The organism is Cytophagaceae bacterium (assembly GCA_016722655.1).
In the GTDB taxonomy this organism is placed as follows: domain Bacteria; phylum Bacteroidota; class Bacteroidia; order Cytophagales; family Spirosomataceae; genus Leadbetterella.
Genome location: JADKIR010000005.1, coordinates 63,321 through 86,335, shown reverse-complemented (window position 1 = coordinate 86,335; position 23,015 = coordinate 63,321). Strand labels below are relative to the sequence as shown.

At 36.6% G+C, this 23,015-nt stretch carries 22 protein-coding genes and 1 pseudogene; 6 read left to right on the top strand and 17 right to left on the bottom strand.

Annotated elements, in window-relative coordinates:
* Window positions 1–46: 46 nt before the first annotated feature.
* From IPP61_16145 to bshA, 4 genes are all read right to left on the bottom strand, one after another.
* Window positions 47–1,321, bottom strand: a complete 1,275-nt coding sequence (locus IPP61_16145) for an acetyl-CoA hydrolase/transferase family protein (GenBank protein ID MBL0326682.1) — start codon at window positions 1,319–1,321, stop codon at window positions 47–49.
* Between the two features lie 172 nt (window positions 1,322–1,493).
* Complete coding sequence (gene hxpB, locus IPP61_16140) at window positions 1,494–2,159, bottom strand: hexitol phosphatase HxpB (protein ID MBL0326681.1); 666 nt, start codon at window positions 2,157–2,159, stop codon at window positions 1,494–1,496.
* Entirely contained in the window at window positions 2,159–3,943 is a 1,785-nt protein-coding gene (locus tag IPP61_16135) for an ABC transporter ATP-binding protein (protein MBL0326680.1), read from the bottom strand. Before IPP61_16135 ends, hxpB begins: the two co-directional genes overlap by 1 nt.
* Window positions 3,940–5,070, bottom strand: a complete 1,131-nt coding sequence (gene bshA, locus IPP61_16130; protein ID MBL0326679.1) for an N-acetyl-alpha-D-glucosaminyl L-malate synthase BshA — start codon at window positions 5,068–5,070, stop codon at window positions 3,940–3,942. Before bshA ends, IPP61_16135 begins: the two co-directional genes overlap by 4 nt.
* A 189-nt stretch (window positions 5,071–5,259) precedes the next feature.
* Between bshA and IPP61_16125 the strand changes: the two genes are divergently transcribed.
* Both IPP61_16125 and purN read left to right on the top strand, forming a co-directional pair.
* Window positions 5,260–6,105 carry a geranylgeranylglycerol-phosphate geranylgeranyltransferase gene (locus IPP61_16125; GenBank protein MBL0326678.1) on the top strand — a complete coding sequence of 282 codons (846 nt, stop codon included), beginning with the start codon at window positions 5,260–5,262 and terminating at the stop codon, window positions 6,103–6,105.
* A gap of 56 nt (window positions 6,106–6,161) precedes the next feature.
* Window positions 6,162–6,728, top strand: a complete 567-nt coding sequence (purN, locus tag IPP61_16120) for a phosphoribosylglycinamide formyltransferase (protein ID MBL0326677.1) — start codon at window positions 6,162–6,164, stop codon at window positions 6,726–6,728.
* Here purN and IPP61_16115 read toward each other — a convergent pair.
* From IPP61_16115 to IPP61_16100, 4 genes and pseudogenes are all read right to left on the bottom strand, one after another.
* Window positions 6,725–7,126 (bottom strand): DoxX family protein, encoded by a 402-nt coding sequence (locus tag IPP61_16115; GenBank protein ID MBL0326676.1) that lies wholly within the window; start codon window positions 7,124–7,126, stop codon window positions 6,725–6,727. The genes purN and IPP61_16115 overlap by 4 nt on opposite strands.
* Before the next feature lie 6 nt (window positions 7,127–7,132).
* Window positions 7,133–7,368 (bottom strand): annotated as a pseudogene (locus tag IPP61_16110) (DUF4834 domain-containing protein).
* A 99-nt stretch (window positions 7,369–7,467) separates the two neighbouring features.
* Window positions 7,468–8,715 (bottom strand): TlpA family protein disulfide reductase, encoded by a 1,248-nt coding sequence (locus tag IPP61_16105; protein MBL0326675.1) that lies wholly within the window; start codon window positions 8,713–8,715, stop codon window positions 7,468–7,470.
* A gap of 139 nt (window positions 8,716–8,854) precedes the next feature.
* Window positions 8,855–11,491 (bottom strand): T9SS type A sorting domain-containing protein, encoded by a 2,637-nt coding sequence (locus tag IPP61_16100; protein ID MBL0326674.1) that lies wholly within the window; start codon window positions 11,489–11,491, stop codon window positions 8,855–8,857.
* A 122-nt stretch (window positions 11,492–11,613) separates the two neighbouring features.
* On the opposite strand from IPP61_16100, the gene IPP61_16095 reads away from it, so the two are divergent.
* From IPP61_16095 to folK, 4 genes are all read left to right on the top strand, one after another.
* On the top strand, window positions 11,614–13,512 hold the full coding sequence (locus IPP61_16095) for a RecQ family ATP-dependent DNA helicase (protein MBL0326673.1): 1,899 nt from the start codon (window positions 11,614–11,616) through the stop codon (window positions 13,510–13,512).
* A gap of 121 nt (window positions 13,513–13,633) precedes the next feature.
* Window positions 13,634–13,975 (top strand): hypothetical protein, encoded by a 342-nt coding sequence (locus tag IPP61_16090; protein ID MBL0326672.1) that lies wholly within the window; start codon window positions 13,634–13,636, stop codon window positions 13,973–13,975.
* Window positions 13,953–14,711 carry a geranylgeranylglyceryl/heptaprenylglyceryl phosphate synthase gene (locus tag IPP61_16085; protein ID MBL0326671.1) on the top strand — a complete coding sequence of 253 codons (759 nt, stop codon included), beginning with the start codon at window positions 13,953–13,955 and terminating at the stop codon, window positions 14,709–14,711. Before IPP61_16090 ends, IPP61_16085 begins: the two co-directional genes overlap by 23 nt.
* Complete coding sequence (gene folK / locus IPP61_16080; protein ID MBL0326670.1) at window positions 14,708–15,193, top strand: 2-amino-4-hydroxy-6-hydroxymethyldihydropteridine diphosphokinase; 486 nt, start codon at window positions 14,708–14,710, stop codon at window positions 15,191–15,193. The genes IPP61_16085 and folK overlap by 4 nt, the downstream gene beginning before the upstream one ends.
* Window positions 15,194–15,203: 10 nt before the next feature.
* Here the strand turns inward: folK and thyA are convergent, their stop codons facing one another.
* From thyA to IPP61_16035, 9 genes are all read right to left on the bottom strand, one after another.
* Complete coding sequence (gene thyA / locus IPP61_16075; GenBank protein ID MBL0326669.1) at window positions 15,204–15,995, bottom strand: thymidylate synthase; 792 nt, start codon at window positions 15,993–15,995, stop codon at window positions 15,204–15,206.
* Window positions 15,996–16,079: 84 nt separating this feature from the next.
* Window positions 16,080–16,274 (bottom strand): hypothetical protein, encoded by a 195-nt coding sequence (locus tag IPP61_16070; GenBank protein MBL0326668.1) that lies wholly within the window; start codon window positions 16,272–16,274, stop codon window positions 16,080–16,082.
* A gap of 57 nt (window positions 16,275–16,331) precedes the next feature.
* The gene (locus IPP61_16065; protein MBL0326667.1) at window positions 16,332–16,751 is read right to left on the bottom strand and encodes an OsmC family protein; all 420 of its coding nucleotides are present in this window, start codon (window positions 16,749–16,751) and stop codon (window positions 16,332–16,334) included.
* 26 nt (window positions 16,752–16,777) lie between these two features.
* Complete coding sequence (locus tag IPP61_16060) at window positions 16,778–17,128, bottom strand: heavy-metal-associated domain-containing protein (protein ID MBL0326666.1); 351 nt, start codon at window positions 17,126–17,128, stop codon at window positions 16,778–16,780.
* Window positions 17,129–17,200: 72 nt separating this feature from the next.
* The gene (locus IPP61_16055; GenBank protein MBL0326665.1) at window positions 17,201–19,393 is read right to left on the bottom strand and encodes a carboxypeptidase-like regulatory domain-containing protein; all 2,193 of its coding nucleotides are present in this window, start codon (window positions 19,391–19,393) and stop codon (window positions 17,201–17,203) included.
* Between the two features lie 57 nt (window positions 19,394–19,450).
* Window positions 19,451–19,825, bottom strand: coding sequence for a hypothetical protein (locus IPP61_16050; GenBank protein ID MBL0326664.1), 375 nt, complete (start codon window positions 19,823–19,825; stop codon window positions 19,451–19,453).
* Window positions 19,826–19,936: 111 nt separating this feature from the next.
* Complete coding sequence (gene bcp / locus IPP61_16045) at window positions 19,937–20,386, bottom strand: thioredoxin-dependent thiol peroxidase (protein ID MBL0326663.1); 450 nt, start codon at window positions 20,384–20,386, stop codon at window positions 19,937–19,939.
* Window positions 20,370–22,268: a M23 family metallopeptidase gene (locus tag IPP61_16040; GenBank protein MBL0326662.1), complete on the bottom strand. Its 1,899-nt coding sequence runs from the start codon at window positions 22,266–22,268 to the stop codon at window positions 20,370–20,372. Before IPP61_16040 ends, bcp begins: the two co-directional genes overlap by 17 nt.
* The gene (locus IPP61_16035) at window positions 22,269–22,877 is read right to left on the bottom strand and encodes a fumarylacetoacetate hydrolase family protein (GenBank protein ID MBL0326661.1); all 609 of its coding nucleotides are present in this window, start codon (window positions 22,875–22,877) and stop codon (window positions 22,269–22,271) included.
* Between the last annotated feature and the right edge of the window lie 138 nt (window positions 22,878–23,015).

Below are 23,015 nucleotides of genomic sequence, written 5' to 3'. Positions count from 1 at the left end.
TTAATTTATTTTTCCCCTAAATATCTCTCAGGCTTTACTGATTTTATCAAAAAATCTTAAATCTGTCAAATGCTTCTTTTTCCAAATGCTCTCTGTGATCAGGATGAGCAATTGCAATCATGGCTTTTGCCCTTTCTCTCAGGTTTTTACCATATAAATCGGCAACACCGTATTCAGTTACAATGTAATGAACGTGTGCCCGGGTTGTTACTACACCAGCACCTGGTTTCAACATTGAGGCTATTTTTGATTCTCCTTTATTGGTTGTCGAAGTTAAGGCAATTATTGGCTTACCACCAGGAGATAATGAAGCTCCTCTGATAAAGTCCATTTGACCACCAATACCTGAGAACATCCTGGTTCCGATAGAGTCGGCACAAACCTGTCCGGTTATATCAACTTCAATCGCACTGTTTATACTGACCATATTTGGCAATCTTCTGATTACTGTCGTGTCGTTCACGTATTCAATGTCCAGCATCCTGATTCCGGGGTTATCATCCACAAAATCATACAATTTCCTTGAACCCAGCATAAATCCTGAAACAATCACGTCTTTGTGGCGGGTTTTATACTTATTAGTAATTACACCACCCTCAACCAAAGGAATGATACCATCAGAAAACATTTCTGTATGGATTCCCAGGTCTTTATGATTTCCCAACAGAGACAAAACGGCATCAGGAATGGCACCGATACCCAATTGCAAAGTAGCACGGTCACAAATCATTCCGGCAATGTGCTCCCCTATTTTAGTTTCTTCAGGGGTCAATGGATGCGGCGGCATTAATGGCAATTCTGCATCGTGATAAACCATTGCTGCAAATTTGCTGATGTGCAATAGACCATCCCCATGCGTCCTGGGCATTTTAGGGTTTACTTGTGCTATTACTGTTTTTGCAACATCTGTGGCAGCTTTGGTAGCATCAATAGAGATTCCCAAAGAGCAAAAACCATGTTTGTCAGGAGGCGAAACCTGAATCAGAGCCACATCAATAGGGATGATACCTCTTCTCATCAAGATGGGAACTTCGCTCAAAAACGCAGGTATAAAATCGGCGTATCCCTCATTTGTAGGTTTTCTGAGGTTAGCACCCAGGAAAAATGAATTGACATGAAAACTCTTGCTCATTTCTTCAGATGCATAGGCGGCTTCACCCTCTGTATGCAAATGGTAAACTTTGACATTTTTGAGTTCCTCATGTCTTTGAGCCATGGCTTTGGTCAACACCGTAGGAGTGGCTCCAGCTGTATGTACAAATACACTATCTCCCGACTTAATAAGTTTGACGGCTTCTTCTGCTGACACGTAATTTTTCATAAGATTTAATAATAACACACCCTTTTTTGCACGAATGACACACTTTTTGATACTATTATCAGGTTTTGTGGACCAAAATCCGCCTTGGGTGCTTCATGGTGCGAATTTGTGTAAAAAATACACGTAATGAAATGACGTTTGGTAAGTGTAGTGTATGAGTATTATCAGAATTTTATGTATTTATCCATTCCAGAAGCGATGGTAATCCGGAAACTTTGTGAAAAGCGATGGAATATTCCTCCCGTTCAAAAAAATGTGCTTCAGGCACCGCAATGGTTATAGCACCAGAAGCGACAGCTCCTTTTACGCCATTGATAGAATCTTCGAGGATAAGGCACTTTTCAATTGGCTTACCAAGCTTATTTGCAACTGTCCAGTAAACATCAGGATTAGGTTTGTTTCGTTTTTCCAGAAGAGCAGAATGATAAAAATCAAATTTGGAATTAAGTTGTAATTTTTCAAGGACTATTTCAATCAAAAACATAGGGGAAGCTGAGGCTACACCTATTTTTAAACCTTTGGAAATAAAAAAATCTATGATTTCATTGACACCGGGCATAGGTTCGGCTCTTTCTTTTATCAATACTTTGATTTTCTCAAATAACAGTTCTTCAAGCTCTTCCTTGGTTTTACCCAGCCAGGGGCGTTTTTTATACCAATAATCAAACACTCCGCTGGTAGGCACACCGGTAGTCTTTAGGCAATCTTCAGTAGTTAAGATAAGACCAACTTCCGCAAATACTTCTTTTTCGGCGATGTGCCATAGTGGTTCTGAATCCACCAAAAGTCCATCCATGTCAAAAATGACCGCCTCAATTTTATCTAAAACTTCTTTCATCAATAGACTTCTTCTTTTAATATCTGTCTGTCATACAGCTCTTTATAGGCACCTCCATATTCCAGCAACTGATCATGGCTTCCTTTTTCAATTATTTCTCCCTGATCCAGAACAATGATTTGGTCGGCTAAACGGGCATTCGAAACCCTGTGAGAAATAATGATGGTGGTTTTACCTTTCATTAATCTTTTCAGGTTTTCTAAAATATGATTTTCGGTATGTGTATCAACAGCAGACAGACAATCGTCCAAAATCAAAATCTTTGGATCCTTGATCAAAGCTCTCGCGATAGAAGTCCTTTGTTTTTGACCTCCGGAAAGCGTAATTCCCCTCTCTCCTACTATGGTTTCAAATCCTTTATCAAAACCCATAATATTGTCAAAAATCTCGGCATCACGGGCCGCTTGAAGTACATCTTCATGTGAGGCGGAATTTTTCCCAAACTTAATATTCCCCTTTATAGTATCGGAGAAAAGAAAAACCTCCTGAGGTACATAGCCCATTTGTTGTCGATAATGTGCTACTTCATAGTCCTGAACCGGAATATCATCAATTAGTATTTTACCTGAGCTAACGTCATACATTCTTAACATCAGCGAAGCCAAAGTACTTTTACCTGAGCCGGTAGTGCCAATTATGGCCAGAGAATTCCCTTTTTCAATTTCAAAACTGATATTTTTCAGGGCCTGAATACCGGTATCAGGATACAAAAAACTAACCTGTTCAAACCTGATATTACCTTGAAGGTCATTTTTAATATTTTTATCCGAAAGAATCGTATTTTTAGTTTTCAAAAATTCATTGATTCTTTTCTGCGATGCTTCTGCCCTTTGAATTTGACCCGATGTCCAGCCCAAAGCCGTTAAAGGCCATGTTAGCATAAAAACATACATGATAAATTCGGCGATATTACCGGCAGACAAACGACCGGCAATAATTTCCTGACCGCCAATGTAGATACAGATTACAGTGCTAAACCCTATCAAAAACATGATTGAAGGCGAAAACAAAGAATCTACTCTGGTCAAGCCCATAGTTTGGTGTTGATAGTTTTTACTTTCTTTTTCAAATGAACGGAAGAATACGTCCTCTTTTGCAAAAGACTTGATAACCCTTATTCCTGAAAAAGACTCCTGCACAAAAGTTGACAAATTAGATAATGATTTCTGAATAAGTTCCGATTTCTTATTTATGACACTACTAACAAAGAAAATACTGATAGAAAGCACGGGCATTGGAATCAAAACATACCAGGTGAGCCGCACATTTACAGAAAACATATAGGAGATTACCAGAAAGACCAGAATTACCATATTGATCAGGTACATAAGCGATGGCCCCAAATACATTCTTACTTTTCCAACATCTTCCGAGATTCGAGCCATCAGGTCGCCGGTGGAATTTTTTTTATAAAAAGCTAAAGGAAGAGTCTGATAATGAGAATAAATCTCGTTTTTGAGATCATACTCAATATACCTTGACATAACAATGATGGTCTGACGAACAGCAAACAGAAACACTCCTTTTAATATAGCCATGAGCAAAATTATGGCACCAAATACGGCAATACTTAGAGTAATAATTTCATAAATTGATTTCTGCAACACAGAGCCTGAAAACAAACGGTACTGGTCAATGTTATTCTTGACCATCTCCAATGCATGCCGCACCACCTGAGCAGGAATAATGGCAAAAAGATTGGAAATCAGCGTAAAACTTACCCCTAAAAAAAGTAGATATTTATATTTTATGAAATACTTATTGAGATAGGAAAGCTCTCTCATTTAGCCATTTTTTTCATTATTGTTTTGTAAAAACTCTCATATTTAGGCACAATCAGATTCAGGTCAAATAGCTTGGCTCTCTGAAGTGCATTTTTCTTAAATATTGGTAAGTTTTCATCTTTCAATACAAAAATAGCATTTTTTACCATATCATCAATATCGCCTACATTACTCAGGAAACCGGTTTCCCCGTGGATATTTAATTCAGCAAGACCTCCAATGTTTGAGGATATCACAGGTACTTCACAGGCCATGGCTTCAAGGGCTGCCAAACCAAAACTTTCTTTTTCGGAAGGCATCAAAAACAAATCTGCAACCGACAATACTTCCTCTATAGCATCCAATTTACCAATAAACCTTACATCCTCACATAAATCGAGTTTTCGGCAAAGTTCCTCCATCTTCTGTCTTTCTTCACCGTCGCCCACCATCAAAAGTTTACTCGGCACTTCCAGTCTGATTTTTGCAAATGCTCTGATAATATCCTCCACACGTTTTACTTTTCTGAAGTTGGAGGCGTGTACAAGCAATTTTTCATTATTAGGGCAAATCAAACTCTTGAAATGATCCTTTTTCTGCTTATAAAACCTGGTTAAATCCACAAAATTGTAGATAACCTCTATTTCATTTGTGATTTTGAAAGACTTAAAAGTATCCTTTTTCAAATCTTCAGAAACAGCAGTAACGCCATCAGAATTATTGATTCCAAAAGTTACTATTGGACTCAAAGCCGGATCACGGCCCACAATCGAGATATCGGTTCCATGTAAAGTGGTTATCACCGGTATATTTATTCCCTCAAGCTTTAAAATTTGTTTTGCTAAAAACGCAGAAGTAGCGTGGGGTATGGCATAATGCACATGAAGTATATCTAATTTGGCATATTTTACTACATCCACCATTTTGCCGGCCAAAGCTGACTCATAAGGAGGATATTCGAAAAGTGGATAGTTGGAAATATTTACTTCGTGATAAAAAATATTTTCATTAAAAAAATCAAGTCTGATGGGCTGCGAATATGTAATAAAGTGTACTTCATTTCCTCTTTGAGCCAGAGCTTTTCCAAGCTCGGTGGCTACTACTCCGCTACCACCAAAGGTTGGATAGCAAACTATTCCTATTTTCATTAATTATTTTTGAGGTGACAATATAAATCTGAGTATATAACATAATTTTAATATAAAATGATTCCAGCAAAACCTCTATTCCGATCAATTTATGATTAATGTAAATTTAAATTAAATTTTAGCACTTTGGTTCTGAAAAACAGAACTCAGTTTCTGATTTCAGGGTTTTATTAATAAATTTGGAAAAACATTTACCCTAATATCAAGAACTTCGCCCGCCTCATAAGATATCCCAACCTTCTGATAATTGCTGTGACGCAACTATTGGTAAGAATTTTTTTAATTAAAAATCAGGAAATACCTTTCTACAAAGACTATTTGTTTCTAATAATGGTGGTTTCTACACTTTTGGTGGCTGGCAGTGGATATATTATTAATGACTATTTTGATGTAAAAATTGATCGAATCAATAAACCTGATGAAGTGATTGTAGGCAATACCATTAAAAGGAGAACGGCCTTACTTTTTCATCAAATTCTTAGTGGTGTAGCTTTGATATTGGCATTTTTTCTGGGATGGAAAACCCTGGCTATCAATGTTTTTTCGATTACAACATTATGGCTCTATGCATCGATTTTAAAGAAAAAAACATTTATTGGAAACCTCATTGTAGCACTTCTAACCTCTCTTTCGATTGCACAAATCGCAGTATATTTTGAACCTGAAAACAAACTGGTTTATATCTATGCCCTGTTTGCGTTTTTTATTAATCTTATCAGGGAAATCATCAAGGATATTGAAGACATCAGAGGGGATAAAACACATGGAGCCAAGACATTACCAATTGTCTATGGCATAAGGAAGACCAAATACCTGATCTATTTTTTACTTTTTGTGTTTGTTGTATTTGTGATATTATTGACATTTGAAATAGGAAATCTCAAAATATTTACTGTTTTTTCTATTATCGGGTTATTCATTATATACCTGATTTATAAACTGGTAAACGCAGACAGGAAAAAACATTTTGCTTTTTTAAGTCGCTGGTGCAAAATCATAATGCTCATAGGGATGGGAAGCATTGCTTTATTCTAAAAACTAAATAACCTGGATTTACAGAAATCTAAAAAACTTATACATTTTAAAATTTAATGAAAAAACTAGCAATATTTGCTTCCGGTTCAGGTTCAAATGCAGAAAACATATTTAATTATTTCATTGAGAATAAGGAAATTGAAATTTCATTAATTCTGACAAATAATCCACAAGCAGGAGTGATTGAAAGAGCCAACCGAATGAACATTCCGGTGGTAATTTTCAACCGAAACACATTTTCAAAATCTGATAAAATTGTAGAACTTCTTAAAAATCAAGGTATTGATTGGGTTATTTTAGCAGGTTTTTTATGGTTAATTCCTAAAAATTTGATTGAATCTTTTCCTGAAAAAATAATTAATATTCATCCGGCATTATTACCAAAATTTGGCGGTAAAGGCATGTGGGGGCATCACGTACATGAGGCGGTAGTAACTCAGAAAGAGAAAGAATCAGGTATAACCATACATTATGTTAACGAAAAATACGATGAAGGAAAGGTGATTTTTCAGGCCAAATGCACTGTAAACGAGACCGATACTGCTGATACAGTAGCTGAAAAAGTCCATCAGCTTGAATACGAACATTTTCCTAAAATAATAGAAAAATGCGTTTTTGATTAACCAAAAATCCGGTTATCCATTGAAATCCTGCCTGGGCCGGTAATAAATATTGCGGTATAAATACTTAAAAACAGTATAGCGTGCTCTTTTACGTCCCATGGATCTGAATGGTGAACAATAAAAGCCGCAACGGTCATCACAGCCATCAAAACTACAAGTGCAGGCCGGGTCATAAAACCAAGAATCACAAATATTGACAGAACCAATTCAGCAAAAATTGTGATAATCAACGATAAACCCTCTCCTATACCCAGAGGATCGGCAAACGACCAGTCTCCGGCAATTAGTTTCATTAGTTTGCCATAGCCGTGCATAAGCATAAATAGTGAAGGTATCACCCGTAATGTCAGAACCGCAAAATCAATTGAAATTGGGATATTAAATTGTTTGTTTCTCATAAAAAACTACTTGACTTCTTCATAGTCAACATATTGACCACTTGAAGAAGGTGAATTATTGTCTTTTTGGGTATATAGTCCACCTTGATTTCACCTTCAGGTCTTTGAGGGGGATTTTGTGATTTTTGATATTTTTTCTGCTCATTCACGATTTGACGTCCAACAATAAGCCAAAATAAAAATCTGCGGAGTGGAGCCACAAAAATCAAAAGCAATAATATCAGGAACAAATATTTAAACATACTAATTGTACTTTTAAATAAAACTTCGATTCATTTATTTAAATTCAAAATTATCACAAAAATCAAGATTTTCAATGTAATTTTTTAGAAATCGAAATATCAGTTTGCCAGCAAAATGAGTTCCTTTAGCGTATCAGGGTTGCTAGGCCGGCTGGCATCCATTTTTATTACTTTGCCTGATTTGTCCATGATCATGTATCTGGGGATTCCGGTGATTTTAAATTTTTGCACTACTTTTGCGGCCCAGGCTCCTGTGGCAAATGCATTTTGAAATATATTAAGACCCAGTTTTTCCATCCCTGTTCGCCATGCTTCTTCTTTTTCATCAATAGAAATATACAAAAACACAATTTTCTCTTTTTGAGCCGGGGTCAGACTTTCATGCATTTCTTTTGAAAACGGCATTTCTTTACGACAAGGCCCGCACCAACTGGCCCAAAAATCTATATAAACCACCTTGCCCAGGTACTTTGACATATCAAAAGGCTTACCTTCCACGGTTAACATATCCTGCCAATCATTTTTAATAGAATTAGCGGCTTCTTCGGCTTTGATTTTGTTGGAAATCTCTTCATTTTTTACAACTGTCTCTAAAAAACCACCTTCCAAATATTTTTTGTATTGTTTATCTTTGATCTGGCCGAGAATATTTTTGGTCAAATTTTGGGTAAGAAGTGCCTTATGGTGATTTAATAAATCGGCAAGCAGATAATCCAATACCTCTCCTTTAAAATGATTTAAAGCGTAATCTGATTTATCATGAGTAGCCTGAAGGTTGTCAGAATATTTTTCAAATTTTCGTTTTGAAGAGTTTTGGTAAGTTAAATAATAATACAACAAGGACCTGAAAGAGCTGATTTTGAGCAAATTATCATCATTGATCATATTTTCGTTTAATCCCTCTGAAATTACTGTTGGTAAGGAAACAACCTTTTTAAAACCTTGGTCCGCATTGCCTCTAATAATTGGAAAAGCAAATATTTGATACCAGTAATTAAATTTTATTTCATTGCTAATCAAAGTATATAAGTCCGGATTGATTTTGTCCTTGGAATCATTTAGAAACTTCATTTGGCTTTGTTTTTTATCAAACAATTCCATTTCGAGTTCATCAATGTTGGTACTTAATAGTTTGGAATTAATCATCGCACTATTAAAGTCCTGATGATATTTCTCCGAAAAATCGATCATAAATGTCAAATTTTCAGGATTTTCCAACATCTTTTTGAGTTCAATATTTTCAGAGGATTTAATAACGAAAATATCAGTGCTGTCAACATTCAGAAATAAAATATCCTGAGCAAATACATGAAAACTGATAAATAATAAAAAAAAGACTTTTTTCATTTAACTATGAATGTATAAAAAAAGAAACGAAAAACTGATAGCAATAAGTGTAATCAGAATACAAAAACCATTCCCAAAATTAATAAATTAAGTCAATAGCCTTGCAAAAAAAATCCCCCGGTTTCGGAGGATTTCTATTTTATAATTTTACAAATCTTTTTATGATTTTCCGTTCATTTTCAGTCAGTTTCAATAAATAGGTGCCTGGCTTTAGGTTTGAAATATTAATATCATGATTCAGGTTTTTGGCATCAGTTGGAATCTCGTCAGTATAATAAGTTCTGCCTTTCATATCAAAAATCTCAATTTTTACCTGATTTTCAGTTTCTGCCTGATATTCAACTTTAAAATGACTCTGACTGGGATTAGGCCCCATTTTTAAGCCAAGAATCTGGTTGGGATCATTAGATAATACTTTGGGAGCGGCTTTCTGCACATACAAATTATCTATAGACCAACCCCAACCATTGGTCCATTGATCGGCATATAACCTAAAACGCAAAAGCATGGTTTCACCGGCAAAATCACTGGTCAATTCATCTCCATAAATTTCTATTGTCCGGCTTTTTTGGTAAGTTAAGGTTCCTGTAGCGGTTGAATTTGATTGTGTCCCACTATTCTTCTTCGAATTATATAGTTTTTCCATTGTCGCATATTTGCGGCTGTCATAACCATCTTCCAGAGGAAACCAGAAAACACCATCTAGTGAACCTTCCACAACCACGAAATCAAAGAAACCATTTTCTCCATAAACAGATCCCGCCTCACCAGGTTCAACCAAAACCACCTCATCAAAAGTAACCGTGGCACCAGTAGATTTCAACTCAATGGGCACTTTTAGCATGGCGATTTCATTTCTTTCAAAAGACATATATGGAAAATCGGTGGCAGGATCCAATAGCCCGATTCCATTTTTATAGGGATGACTACTATGTAAACCATTACTGGTAAAACCTGAAGGCTGCGTTATTGAAAATCCAAGTTTTGCAAAATCTCCGTTATCAGTTTCGAAATCAGTGGAATATTCCTTTACGGGATTTCCTTTTAGGTCTGTTATTAAAAACTCATAAAATGTAGCCTGAGGCGTATCTTCAACATTTTCTCCGCCATAATACGTAGGAAGAATGGTTTTATTTTTGGATTTATCCTGAGCAATAATCCTGTATTTTACCAAATCCCCATCTTTAAGATTTTTGATACCATTTTCCTGAAAATAAGCAAAAATATCAGCTGAACCCTGAGAAAAATCGGGGTTATCAATACCCGGGCGATATTTTTTCAAACCAATTGGAGACTGACTAATACCATTTACTGAATATTCTACATACACAGTATCAATACCTTCCTGGTAATCGTCTTCAACATTTGCCACCAAGCTTACTGGAGAATCAGAAATCAGGATTTCCGGCTGGTAGTGCTCGATTACCGGGCCAAATTGATCTTTTTGGCCAATTTCAAAACTATAAATATAATTTTGATTGCCAAATCCACCGCTTGCCGGTGCAGTGACTGTATCTTTAAAATTGTCAATTACACTAAAATAATATTCAATTTTCTTTGAATTTGCCGGTAAATCAATATCTGCGAAATATAAACCATTTGAACCTTTTTGTAAAGGCAATACTACCGCAGTTGAGGCAGCTGCATCATTTAATATATACGAAATTTTTGCTGAATTGCTAACCAAACTTGTATCTGAGAGTATTTTTGCCTCAAATCTCACTTTACGGGCAGCAAGAATATTTTTTAATGGTTCATGTGAAATTGAAGTACTTTTCCAGCCCATTTCCGCAAAAATCGCCATTGTATGCGGACCGGGATCAAGGTTTTTTTCTCTGTAACTAGCAGTTGGTGTCATCAATGAATTTGGCCCGCCTTTTCCATATTTTACATCATCCAGATGGGAAATACTCGAGCCGCTTTCCCATGTAGAAGGTGCATAAAGCTTGATGCGGGAATCCACCGGCTCATAGGCAGTATTAGGTCCGACAAAATTTAAATCTTTACTTGTCAAAGCAGTTTTGAGGGTAGCGGAAGGGTTTTTATAATTAAGTGTATCAACCAAATACTTAGAATCGGTTTGCTTAATTATAAATTTATCAAAAATCGAATAAAAAGAACCACCAAAACCATATGAACCTTGAGTACCCGAAACCCGCATAGAGGATACAAAACCCAGTCCATGACCAAGTTCGTGCAAAACTATAGAGGTAAAATCAAATGTATTGGAGGGTACACTGCTACTGGTACCGAAATACCAGGGCATATCTGAATTAAACCGACAAAAAATATCATCTTCATTGATAGAATTTACTTCTTTGCCGGCGAGTTTTTCAGCCAAAGCAATAGGATAATAGGTATTTACCTCTCTTGCCCCGGAAAAATTGCGATAATAATTTGTAGTATTTGCTGAGCCTAAAACACCATTATCCAAAGACTCCCAATAAGCGGTAACTTTAATATTGACCGTTGAACGTAACATATTTGCCCAAATATCTACCGCCCGCTGAAATGCCGCTTTGGCTTCTTCCGGAAAACCAACATAAGTAACATCAAAAGTCGCCCCCTGAGGATTAGCCGCAATTCTTGCTTTAGGATTATTGATTCGATCTTTTACATAAGCGGGCATATCCCGAAAAGAGGGACTATCCACAAATCTGGCCGGACAAACCACATCAGGAGCCTTTCTTTTTTCTACCTTAAAATCATATTTGATTTGTGCTTTTGTCACCAAAAAAAAGCACATGAACATGAGTAGAGTAAAAATTCTTTTCATAAACAAAAATTACGGGTTTGCGATTTTTGGTAAAGATAAATCATTAAAACACCTAATGTTTTCTATCCAGAAAAAATATTCGATAGTTTTACACTCAAGTACGTAAATTTTCATAAAAAAGTATGCTTGCAGCATTAGATATTTTAAAAAAATATTGGGGATATGACCGATTCAGGCCTTTGCAAGAGGAAATTATTGAAAGTATTATAAATAAAAAAGATACCCTGGCTCTCTTGCCTACCGGTGGTGGAAAATCAATCTGTTTTCAGGTGCCGGGCATGTTTTTTGATGGGCTTTGTCTGGTTATTTCCCCATTAATTGCCTTGATGAAAGATCAGGTTTTTCAATTAAATGCAAGAAATATTTCAGCTGCAGCTATTTATTCGGGTCAAAGGTCGGGAGAAATCAACGAGATTTTGGAAAATGCCACCAATGGAAACCTGAAGTTCCTTTATGTTTCTCCCGAAAGGCTTAAAGCCGATGCATTCATTAACAGGGTTAAATACTTACCTATAAGTTTATTAGCAATAGATGAAGCTCATTGTATCTCAAAATGGGGTTACGATTTCAGGCCGGCATATCTCAAAATATCCGAGTTCAGAAAACTCATTCCACATGTTCCAACCATTGCCCTTACGGCCACCGCAACACTCAAAGTCAGAAAAGATATTATAGATAAACTGGAATTGAAAAAGACTCAGGTTTTTCTGAAAAGTTTTGCCAGAGAGAACCTATCCTACAGTTCGATTGAAACAGAGCTAAAAGAAGAAAAACTTTTACAAATCATCAATTCCATTGAGGGAACAGCGATAGTCTATGCCAAAACCAGAAACCGAACCGTGGAATTTGCCCGTTTTTTGAAAAAGCACAAGATATCTGCTGATTTCTATCACGCAGGATTAAGCCTCAAAGAGAGAAATAAAAAACAGGATGACTGGATTAACAATAAAACCCGGGTGGTGGTCTCGACCAATGCATTCGGGATGGGAATTGACAAAGCTGACGTAAGACTAGTGGTTCATGTTGATTTGTGCGAAAACCTGGAAGCTTATTATCAGGAGTCCGGCCGGGCAGGAAGAGACGAGAAAAAAGCCTACGCAGTTTCCCTTTTTAATCATTCTGATATCGAAAATCTGGAACATAACCTTGACAATAAATATCCTGATGACAGTTTTTTATCTAAAATTTATCAGTCATTAATCAATTATTATCAGCAAGCATTTGAAAGTAACCCTCAAAAAAGCTTCGATTTTGATTTACATAGTTTCGCATCCACATTTGGTTTAAATGTTTATCAGACGCATTACGCGTTGAAATTACTGGAAAGTCAGGGGCTGATTTATCTGAGTGATGCCTATCATAATCCTCCCAAATTGAAATTTACGGCATCTTCAGGGCAAATATTCAACTTCCAAAACAACAGCCCAAAGAGCGACTTATTTATCAAAACACTTTTAAGGATTTATGGTGGTGAGATATTCACCTCATATATCAATATTTCGGAAAAAGAAATTAGTCAGGCTTATCTCTCTCCGGTAGAGGAAGTGGTGAAAATTCTTGAGAAAATGCAGCAGTTGGAATTGGTCGATTATATTCCACAAAAAAATGCGTCACAATTAGGCTTTTTGACTGAAATTCAGGATCCTGACAGACTAAGTATAAACCATAGGGAGCTGGAAGAAAGAAAGATTAATGAAAAGCGGGCTTTGAGGGCAATCAAGAACTATACATTGCAAAAATCAAAATGCCGGATGCTCTTCATTCAGGATTATTTTGATGAAACTTCAGACAAAAATTGCGGAATTTGTGATGTATGCATCGAAAAAAAGAAAAAAGGAATTTTGAATAATGATTCGAAATTAATTATTTCTCAAATCGAAAAAATACTACCCTGTAGTATTGCGAAAATTCAAAAGTTGGTAGTTGCTGATGAAAATCATTTGAAAACCATCATTGATTTCAATCTAAAAACCGGACTATGGGCATTTGATTCTCAGGGTTTATTATTCAGAAAAGATTAAGAAAAATTCTTTTTCACACCTAAGAAATATACAATTCATATTTAAAATTGCACAAAAAAATACATTCTTCTCTTTTTTAAAACAATTACATTAACTTCGCAAAGCAAAAGAATATTTTTAGATGGACGAAAGAGACCGAAAAAAATCACAATTGGAAGATACCCTTGAAAGTGCCACTTTGGCTATTAAAAATCAGTTGGGTGATTACAAAGATAAAAGTAAGAATTTGTTGATAATCGGCGGAATTGTGGTCGCTGCTTATGCTTTTTCTAAAATTTTCATGGATGACGACGATGAAGAAAATAATGAAGATAAAGCCCGGCAAAAAGATTCTCCATCATTTATCAGTACGGCCATGAGCGGAATGGTTACTTCGGTATTGCTTACTTTGGCCAAAAACAAAATAATGGAATTATTAGAGCAATTGAATAAGGATTCGGATGGTACTGAAGAAAATAATTGAGAATAAAGAAAGTAAGAAAAAATCTCTTGGGGTGCTGCTCGACCCCGATAAACTTGATTATGATATTCTAAAAAACTGGGTGGGGCTCATAAATCAGCATCCCATTGACTTCATTTTGGTAGGTGGAAGTTTGATTTCAAGTGATTTTTTAGGTCAAAGCATTCATTTCCTGAAAAAAGAAACTAATATCCCTATTATTTTATTTCCCGGAAACAGCCTTCACATTGATAATCAAGCCGATGCTATTTTATTTTTATCTTTGATTTCCGGACGAAATCCTGAATTCCTGATTGGCCAACATGTAATTTCGGCACCAGCCTTGAAACGCAGCCAACTCGAAATACTTCCTACCGGTTACATGCTTGTTGATGGCGGAAAAGCGACGACTGTTTCTTATATTAGCAATACCACTCCCCTACCAAATGATAAACCTGATGTGGCTGCTGCTACTGCAATGGCCGGTGAAATGTTGGGTTTAAGATTATTGTATCTTGATGCAGGCTCAGGAGCCAAAAATCCGGTTGACAAAAAAGTAATCGAAGCCGTTCATCGAAATACATCGGTGCCATTGATAGTGGGAGGCGGAATCAATACCGCAGAAAAAGCCTATAATGCCCTGCAAGCCGGTGCTGATGTAATCATTGTGGGAAATGCCCTTGAAACCGATAAAACCTTTCTATTTGAACTTTCTCAGGTGATGGAAAGCTTTAAACAACCGAGTGCTATAAAGATATGAATCGGTTGATTTTGGGTCTGGGCACCAATCTGGGCGATAAAAATTCCAATCTTCAGGAAGCTATTAATCTGATTGAATCCGAAATTGGGACCATAAAGAAAAAATCCTCTGTTTACGAAACCCAGGCTTGGGGAGTTGAAAATCAGGACAATTACTATAATATGGCCATAGAAATTGAAACTAATTTTTGGCCTTTCAAAGTATTAAATATGATTCTGGCTATTGAGGAAAAAATGGGAAGAATCAGATCTAAGAAATGGGAGAGCAGAATTATTGATATCGATATTCTGTTTTTTAATGAAGTTTCTATTTCCTCAGAAAATTTAAGCATTCCACATCCTTACATCCAAAAAAGGCGGTTTGTACTTGAGCCTGTTTGTGAAATATCACCCGATTATTTTCATCCAAAATTCAGAAAATCAGTTACTAAGCTCCTTGAGGATTGTCATGATGAAAGTTGGATTGAAAGAATTGCAAAATGAATTTGGCTCATCAAATAGCCACAGGAGCTTTTATGCCGGGATATGGGTTGTAATCGACCAATTCAAAATCTTCGAATTTGAAATCAAAAACTGACTTTACCTCAGGATTTATTTTCAATTTGGGTAAAGGTCTTGGTTCACGGCTCAATTGGGTATTGACCTGCTCCAGATGGTTGGAGTAAATATGTGTATCGCCACCGGTCCAGACAAAATCGCCTAATTCCAGGTTACATTCCTGAGCGATCATCATGGTCAAAAGGGCATAAGAAGCAATATTGAAAGGAACACCTAAAAATACATCTGCACTGCGTTGGTACAACTGACAGGAAAGCTTATTATCAGCCACATAAAACTGAAAAAATGCGTGACAAGGCATCAAAGCCATTTGAGAAAGCTCTCCTACGTTCCAGGCCGAAACGATGATTCTGCGGGAATCGGGATTGTTTTTTAATTGAGACAAAACTTCTTTGAGCTGATCTACTTCTCCATTATTGCCTGACCATGAACGCCATTGCTTACCATAAACCGGACCCAGATTTCCCTCTTCATCTGCCCATTCGTTCCAGATACTGACTCCATTTTCTTTAAGATACGCAATATTGGTTTCACCTTTGATAAACCATAAAAGTTCATGAATAATGCTTTTCATGTGTACTTTTTTGGTGGTTACCAATGGAAATCCTTCATTAAGATCAAACCTCATCTGATATCCAAAAACACTGATTGTACCTGTACCTGTGCGGTCGGTTTTCTGAGTACCCTCGTCCAAAATATGTTTTAAAAGATCTTGATATTGCTTCACTTATCGGATGTTTTTTTTCGTAAAAATAACAAAAAAAAGGCTTCCAAAAAAATGGAAGCCTTTTGAAAAATTTAATCTTATAACTTATTTCTTGACACAGCAAGCTGTTTTTCCTTTTTCAGCCTCTGTTTTACAATGCGATTTTGAAGCTTCTGAGCAACATTTTTCAGTTTTTGCTTTTTTACCTCTCTTTTTGCCGAAGGCAATGGGAGAATCGGCAGCAAATGAACTGAATCCAAGGGCGATAATTAATGTTAGGAGAGCGATTTTTGATTTCATAATCTTATTTATTTTGTGATTAATAAAATTAAAAAATCAATCTTCGTGCCAAACCTCTCAGACTAGCTCATAAGTGTGGGTTATTTGGGCAGAACATGATAATTGAGCGGTTGCCGAACAGTATTTTTCCATCGACAATTCAATCGCTTTTTCTACTTTTTTTGCATCCAGATTTCCCTTCAGAATAAAATGAATATTGATTTTCCGGAATGGGCTCATTTCGGTTCCCTCAATTTTTTCACGATCCCCCTCAATGACGAGTTTAATGTCTTCCAATGCTTGCCTTTGTTTTTTCAAAATCAAAATCACATCGATGGAAGTACATCCACCCAGACCCATGAGCAATAGTTCCATTGGTCTTGCTCCCTGGTTTTTTCCGCCGATGGCTTCTGCCGCATCAATATTTACGACAATTTCAGATGCACCTTTCGCCTGAAAATGAAAGGCATCATCAACTCTGTTTAATTCTACTTTCATAATTTTTAGATTTCAATTGACCTTTTTTATTGATGAGCATCAGCAGTTTTTTGGCAACATGCAGGTAATTTATCATGAGATTTCTGATCTGCAATCACTTCGTCGGCATCATAGCCAATTTTCGAGATTTTTACTTTCAATTTCTCAGGATTAGTTTTTTTGGCGTTATAAGAAATTTGAACAGTTTTATCATCCAGATTTAAAACTGCCTTTTCTACGCCTTTTGTCAGACTCAAATCATGCTCGATACGTTCTTTGCACATTCCACATTTGGCAGAAGTCTTAAAGGTTACCTCTTCTATGGTGGCAGATTTTTGGGCAAAACCCGAAAAGGATATAAACAATACTATAGACAAAACACCAAGAATCTTTTTCATTATTTTTAAAATTTATTTATTTGATATTCAGAAATTTACAATTACCATTTTAAGAAAAATACGGATTAAAAATTAAGGAACTTTATAACGAAAACCGGTATAAATGGTAGCCCCCACCACAGGCCCCCAGGCCAAACCCGCATCAAAGTTATTAGAAAATGGCTGGTCAGCCGAAACAATCGGATCTTTTTGCTTAAAATTTGTAAGATTCTCTCCGCCCAGATAGATTTCAACTTTTGGAAAATTTCTGTTGATTTGAGCATTGAGATTTACAAAAGAAGCCGAATAAACTACGGGCATGGTCCGGTAATTGAGCAGATCAAAATTGTTCCCTGAATTAGGGATTCTCCTCTTACCGTTCCATTGTAAGGTAAAGTCATATTTCCATTTGTCATAAGGCAATGCATAGGCTACGTTGATTAAAACCCGGTTTTTAGGCAAAAACATTTTGTCAAAAAGTATCTTTTCCTGATTGGGTTTGCCTAATGTCTGCTTGCTTTCCACAAATTTATAGGCAAGTTTAAGCTCCCAATTTTTTCGCGGTCCATAGTTAATCTCAAAAAGGCCACTTTGGGTATAGGATTTTCCTTCAAGATTATAAAAATACAGATACTGGGTATGCTCAGCATCTGCCACCATTTGGTTCTTAAATTTTGTAAAATAGTATTCCGCCATAAATGAGAGTCTTCCAATCTCCTTAATGTAAGAAGTACCGATATTTATTGATTCTTCCGGCAAAAGTTCTTCTAAAAACACTACCGACCTGCTACTTACCAGATTACCGAAGTATTCAGCCAGTGGATTGGCAACTCTGAAGCCGGTGCCCGCACTCAGCCTCCAGGTGTCATTTTGCCCAATATCTTGCTTGAAATGTAATCTGGGTGTAAACTTAGTCCCAAAAAGATTATGATGGTCCAATCTGGCACCTAACAATAAAACGGTGCGGTCCAAATGATTGTAGGTGTATTCATAAAATATTCCCGGCACTGATTCATTTCTGATCCTTGTAAGACCACCTAATTTTTCATCATAATTATCATTCAGATAACTGATTCCGGTTTTGTAAGTATGGCGGGTATCCACAATTTTATCCTGATAAATCAGATTAAGATAAAAACTGTTTTGGTTGGCGAAATAGGGCTTTTGTCCGAAATAGGAATCAGAAAAATGTGCCGAGTAATTGAGAATCAAACCCAGACCCCGAAATGGTTTTTCCTGGAAAAGCCTTGCCGTTTTAGAAAAAACTTCAAAACGTTGGGTCTGATTGGAAAACCCATAAATCAATGGACTTTCTTTTGCCGAGACAAAGCCCATTTGCCCACCGGAACGGTTTTCTGCCAGATATTTTGCACCAAACTGAGCCATATATTTATCTGACTGATATTTCCACCGGTTAATGAGATTGATCTGTTGATATCTTGGTAAATCACGAAAACCGTCATTATTTCGGTCAAATTCGGTGGGAAGTGCCGATCCATGACTCAGAATACCCATAGACCATTTCGGATTTAGTTTTCTGGAAACATTGAGGTTCATTTCAGCCCTTCCCCAATGGTTGAGATAAGCGTTTAGAAGGAATCTTTCCGAATTTTCAGGCTTTTTAATTTCCACATTAATCACGCCCGCCATGTTTTCGTAGCCATTAACCACAGAACCCACACCTTTTCCAATATCAATAGACTGTATCCAGGTACCGGGAATGTAATTGAGACCAAAAGTGGCAGCCAAACCCCGAAGATTAGGTATATTTTCGAGATTGGTTTGAATATAAGCCCCGCTCAATCCCAGCATTTGTATCTGCTTGGCACCGGTAACTGCGTCGGCATAACTTACACTTACTGAGGCATTGGTTTCAAAACTTTCGCTCAGATTGCAACAAGCGGCCTTGGTGAGTGCCTTGCTGGTGAGGGTTTCGGTTTGAATAGCCGACAAACGATCTATTACTGTGGCATTGCCATTTACCACCAAAGCGTCAAGGGTGGCGTTAGATTCTTTCAGGACAATAGTCAGAAATTGGTCGTTTTGGATTGAAATGGTATCAGAATTAAAACCTAATAATGTAAAAACCAGTTTGGGATTATGAGTTGCGGGTTTAATTGAAAAATCACCTTTTTCGTCTGAAAACACCACATTGCCTTTTTCACCAATAATACTAACGATTACACCGGGCAAAACCTGATTTTGAGAATCTTTAATATTCCCTTTGATTGACTGTGCGAAGGCACTGGAACTAAATATAATTAATAGAAACAGAATATTTTTCATTTTTCATAAATTCAAAAAAACATAAAACACTTAATTAAAAGTACTTATATGTATTTCTTAAATTAAAAATGAATTATTCAGAATAAACAACTTTGTGACAGGAGGAGAGGAATCAGAATAAAAATGATATCCTGAACATTCGGTTAAATTGGATTCAGCTTGTTTAAAATCAAAAACTGAGGGTTTGGTATGGTAACAGAAAACATCAAAATGCAGATTAGAATCAAATTTCCCACCGGTATCCACCTTATTGACCAGATGCTCAATTTTACAACAGGAAGACCTTTTGATTTTCGTACCGTTGTCACGCTCAGGCTTGTAATCTCCATAGCAGGTATGAAGTTTTATTGAAACCGTTTCCTTTTTGGTAATCAGACAGGTATGCTTAAAATAAGCATAGCCATGACTACTCAGCAGAGTAATCAGTGTCATGAATACAGTCAAAAATTTAAGAATACGTTTTTTCAATTGAAATTTGAAATTTTTACAAATGTAGAGATAAAACGAATCAAATATCTTTTTAGTTTTTGTATCGAAAAAAAATCAGGCAATAATTTGAGAAGTGTGGGCTTTTGATTCCACTTTATCGATGATTTCGGTTATGATTCCTTTTTCATCAATCACAAAAGTGGTCCTGAAAGTACCCATGTACTTTTTGCCGTACATCATTTTTTCGCCCCAAACGCCGTATTTATCAACGATGGCATGATCAGGGTCGGCAATTAAGTCAAAAGGTAGCTCAAACTTAGCTTTAAATTTTGCATGCGATTTTACATTATCCACGCTCACACCTAATACGACATATCCATTTTTTAAAAGCTGCTCATAATTGTCTCTCAGATTACACGCCTGGGTAGTACAGGTGGGAGTATTGTCTTTGGGATAAAAATATAAAACTACTTTTTTCCCTCTGAAATCGCTGAGTTTTACTGCTTTTCCATCCTGATTTAAAGCTTCAAAATCAGGGGCTTGTGAATTAATTTCCGGTCTCATTGTTTTTGTTGATAATTTCGGTTTCGTGCCTGGCAATATTGCCGGCGTTGTCTGTTATAGATAAAACAACTTTACCCGAAAAAGGTTTTGATTTGTCTGCTTTTTCTGACCATATTAAACCCGATTTAAACTCATAATTCATCAGCACCCATTCGTCGTTTACGGTGCAGTTGATAGTTTTTATTCCAGAAAGCTCGTCTGAAATCCTGTATTTCAAGGAATTGGAATCAAGAGTTCGTGGGGTAATCAGGGGTGGCACGCCATCGTACATCAATTGATAGGTTCCAAATTCTTTGATATTAAATTTGATTTCGTTTTTTGCCCATTCTCCTCCAATAAACTTTGGTTTTCGGTCCTGAAGATAAATGCCGAATTTATCAATATAGTTAGGTGCATTGAAATACTTCCAGGTTACCGTGGCCTGACTTTTCAGCGGGATAATATCTTCGTGCAGAATTAATTTATTCTCCTTTTCCTGCATATTTACCGGAGCATCAAAAAATACAGATTTCTGAAAATCAATATCGAATTTTTCTGATTTAAAATTTGGCTCTGATTTCCTTATGAAATAATTAACCGGAACATCCATTTTCTTGTTTCCTACCCGGAGTTCTTCAATAAAATTTTCGCTCAAATCAAATACTTTTAACCAGTTGTTTTGAATTGATTTTTCAAAATAAGTAGTATCGAATTTTCCATTTGCTTTTACAGTAATCTTCTCAGGAATACTGTCACTGCCCTGATAGTTTAGGAATAGAAAATTGTCCGAAATTCCTACTGTCGGCGGTGACTTTTTGATGGCCGGGCTGACACTTTTATCAAGGCTTTCGTTCAGAATTTTAAATTCCAAACGGGCAGAATTCATGAAAGAATCAAAAACCTCCAATTTAACCGCATTGGTATCGTTTTTTATCGAAAATTTCCCTTTTTCATTTCCTGTACTATAAAAATCGAAATCATTTCCATCAAGCACATAGCACCTATGAATCTTTTGGCCTTTGTTGATTAGCTTTTCATAGTTTACGTGGGTGTTCATGGAAAGCCTGTTATGGAAAGCCATTTTGTCCAGTTTAAAGTCGAATGTTTTTTCTGCGTTAACCTGAAGAATAATCCGGTTTACCCCTTGACGAAACGGTGAATTACCGCTGCGGTCATAGGTCAGCACTTCCAGACCAATGAGTCCTTTTGCATATATTTTTTGAGCCAACACATACTCACCCTTTTTGTTTTTGATGACCGGAAAATTAAACAATCCAAACTTCCCGTTTATGCGGGCATCTTTAGACATGGTTTTCAAAGATATCATTTCAATTACCGGAGCTGCGACATCTTTCAGGTCTGAAAATCCAAACTGAGAGGGATCCAAAACGTTTTCTTTTTCGTCTCTGATTTCGAAATGCAGGTGTGGTCCAGCCGAGCCACCCGTATTGCCGGAAAGTGCCATCAGGTCACCTTGTTTGACTTTAAACTGCTCCGGATTCAGCGAAAGGTCGATCTCCCAGGTTTTTTGTAAATATTGCTGTGCTACCAGATATTTTTGAAGTGTATCGTTCAGAACTTTCAAATGAGCATAAACCGTCGTGTAACCATTGGGATGCGTAATATAGATGGCGTTTCCATAGCCTCCATTCTGGATTTTTATTCTTGATACATAACCACCGGCGGCAGCGTAAACATTTTTACCTTCTACCCCACCCGTGCGGATATCTAAACCGGCATGGAAATGATTGATACGGATATCGCCAAAACAACCTGAAAGCGAAGTCGCCTGACCGGGAGCTATGGGCATAATGAAATATCCTTTGGGAAATGGACTTTGTGCAATTGCGGTTTTTAAACCAATAATCAGGAAAGCAGTTTTAAAATATTTTTTTAGAATCATTTATTTCACTTCAAAATCAAACATCACTTTTTCTTCAATTTTTCCGGTCAGCTTATCGCCTATTTTTACCGGACCAACACCCGCAGGCGTACCGGTGTAAATGATATCTCCGGTTTTCAATGTAAAGTATCTGGAAATAAAAGCAATCAGATAATCAAACGAATATAGCATGAGCGAAGTATTTCCTGTCTGACGTCTTTCACCGTTTACATCGAGCGAAAAATTGAGATTTTGCATATCATAACCTGCCTTTGGAATAAACTCCGAAATGGGTGCTGAGCCATTGAAACCTTTGGCCAGGTCCCAGGGCAGGCCTTTATTTTTGAGTTGGGTCTGAATATCGCGGGCCGTGAAATCAATACCCAGACCGATTTCCTCATAATATTTATGAGCAAATTTTTCTTCGATATTTTTTCCCATTTTAGATATCTTGAGCAAAATCTCCACTTCATGATGAATATCTTGCGTAAAATCAGGATAATAGAAAGGCTCATTGTTACGCAAAATGGCCGTTTCAGGCTTCGAAAATATTACCGGCTGATCGGGTTTTTCGTTGTTGAGTTCGGCAATATGAGCCACGTAATTGCGTCCAACCGCAAGAATTTTCATATTTTAAGATTACTTTTTTACAAAAATAAGTCTTACAGAATAAATGATTCAATTAATTTAGCGTTTTAATCAAAAAAACGGGTAATTGATTAAAAAACTAAAAATATCAGGCACGTAATTACCATAATTAACAACAAA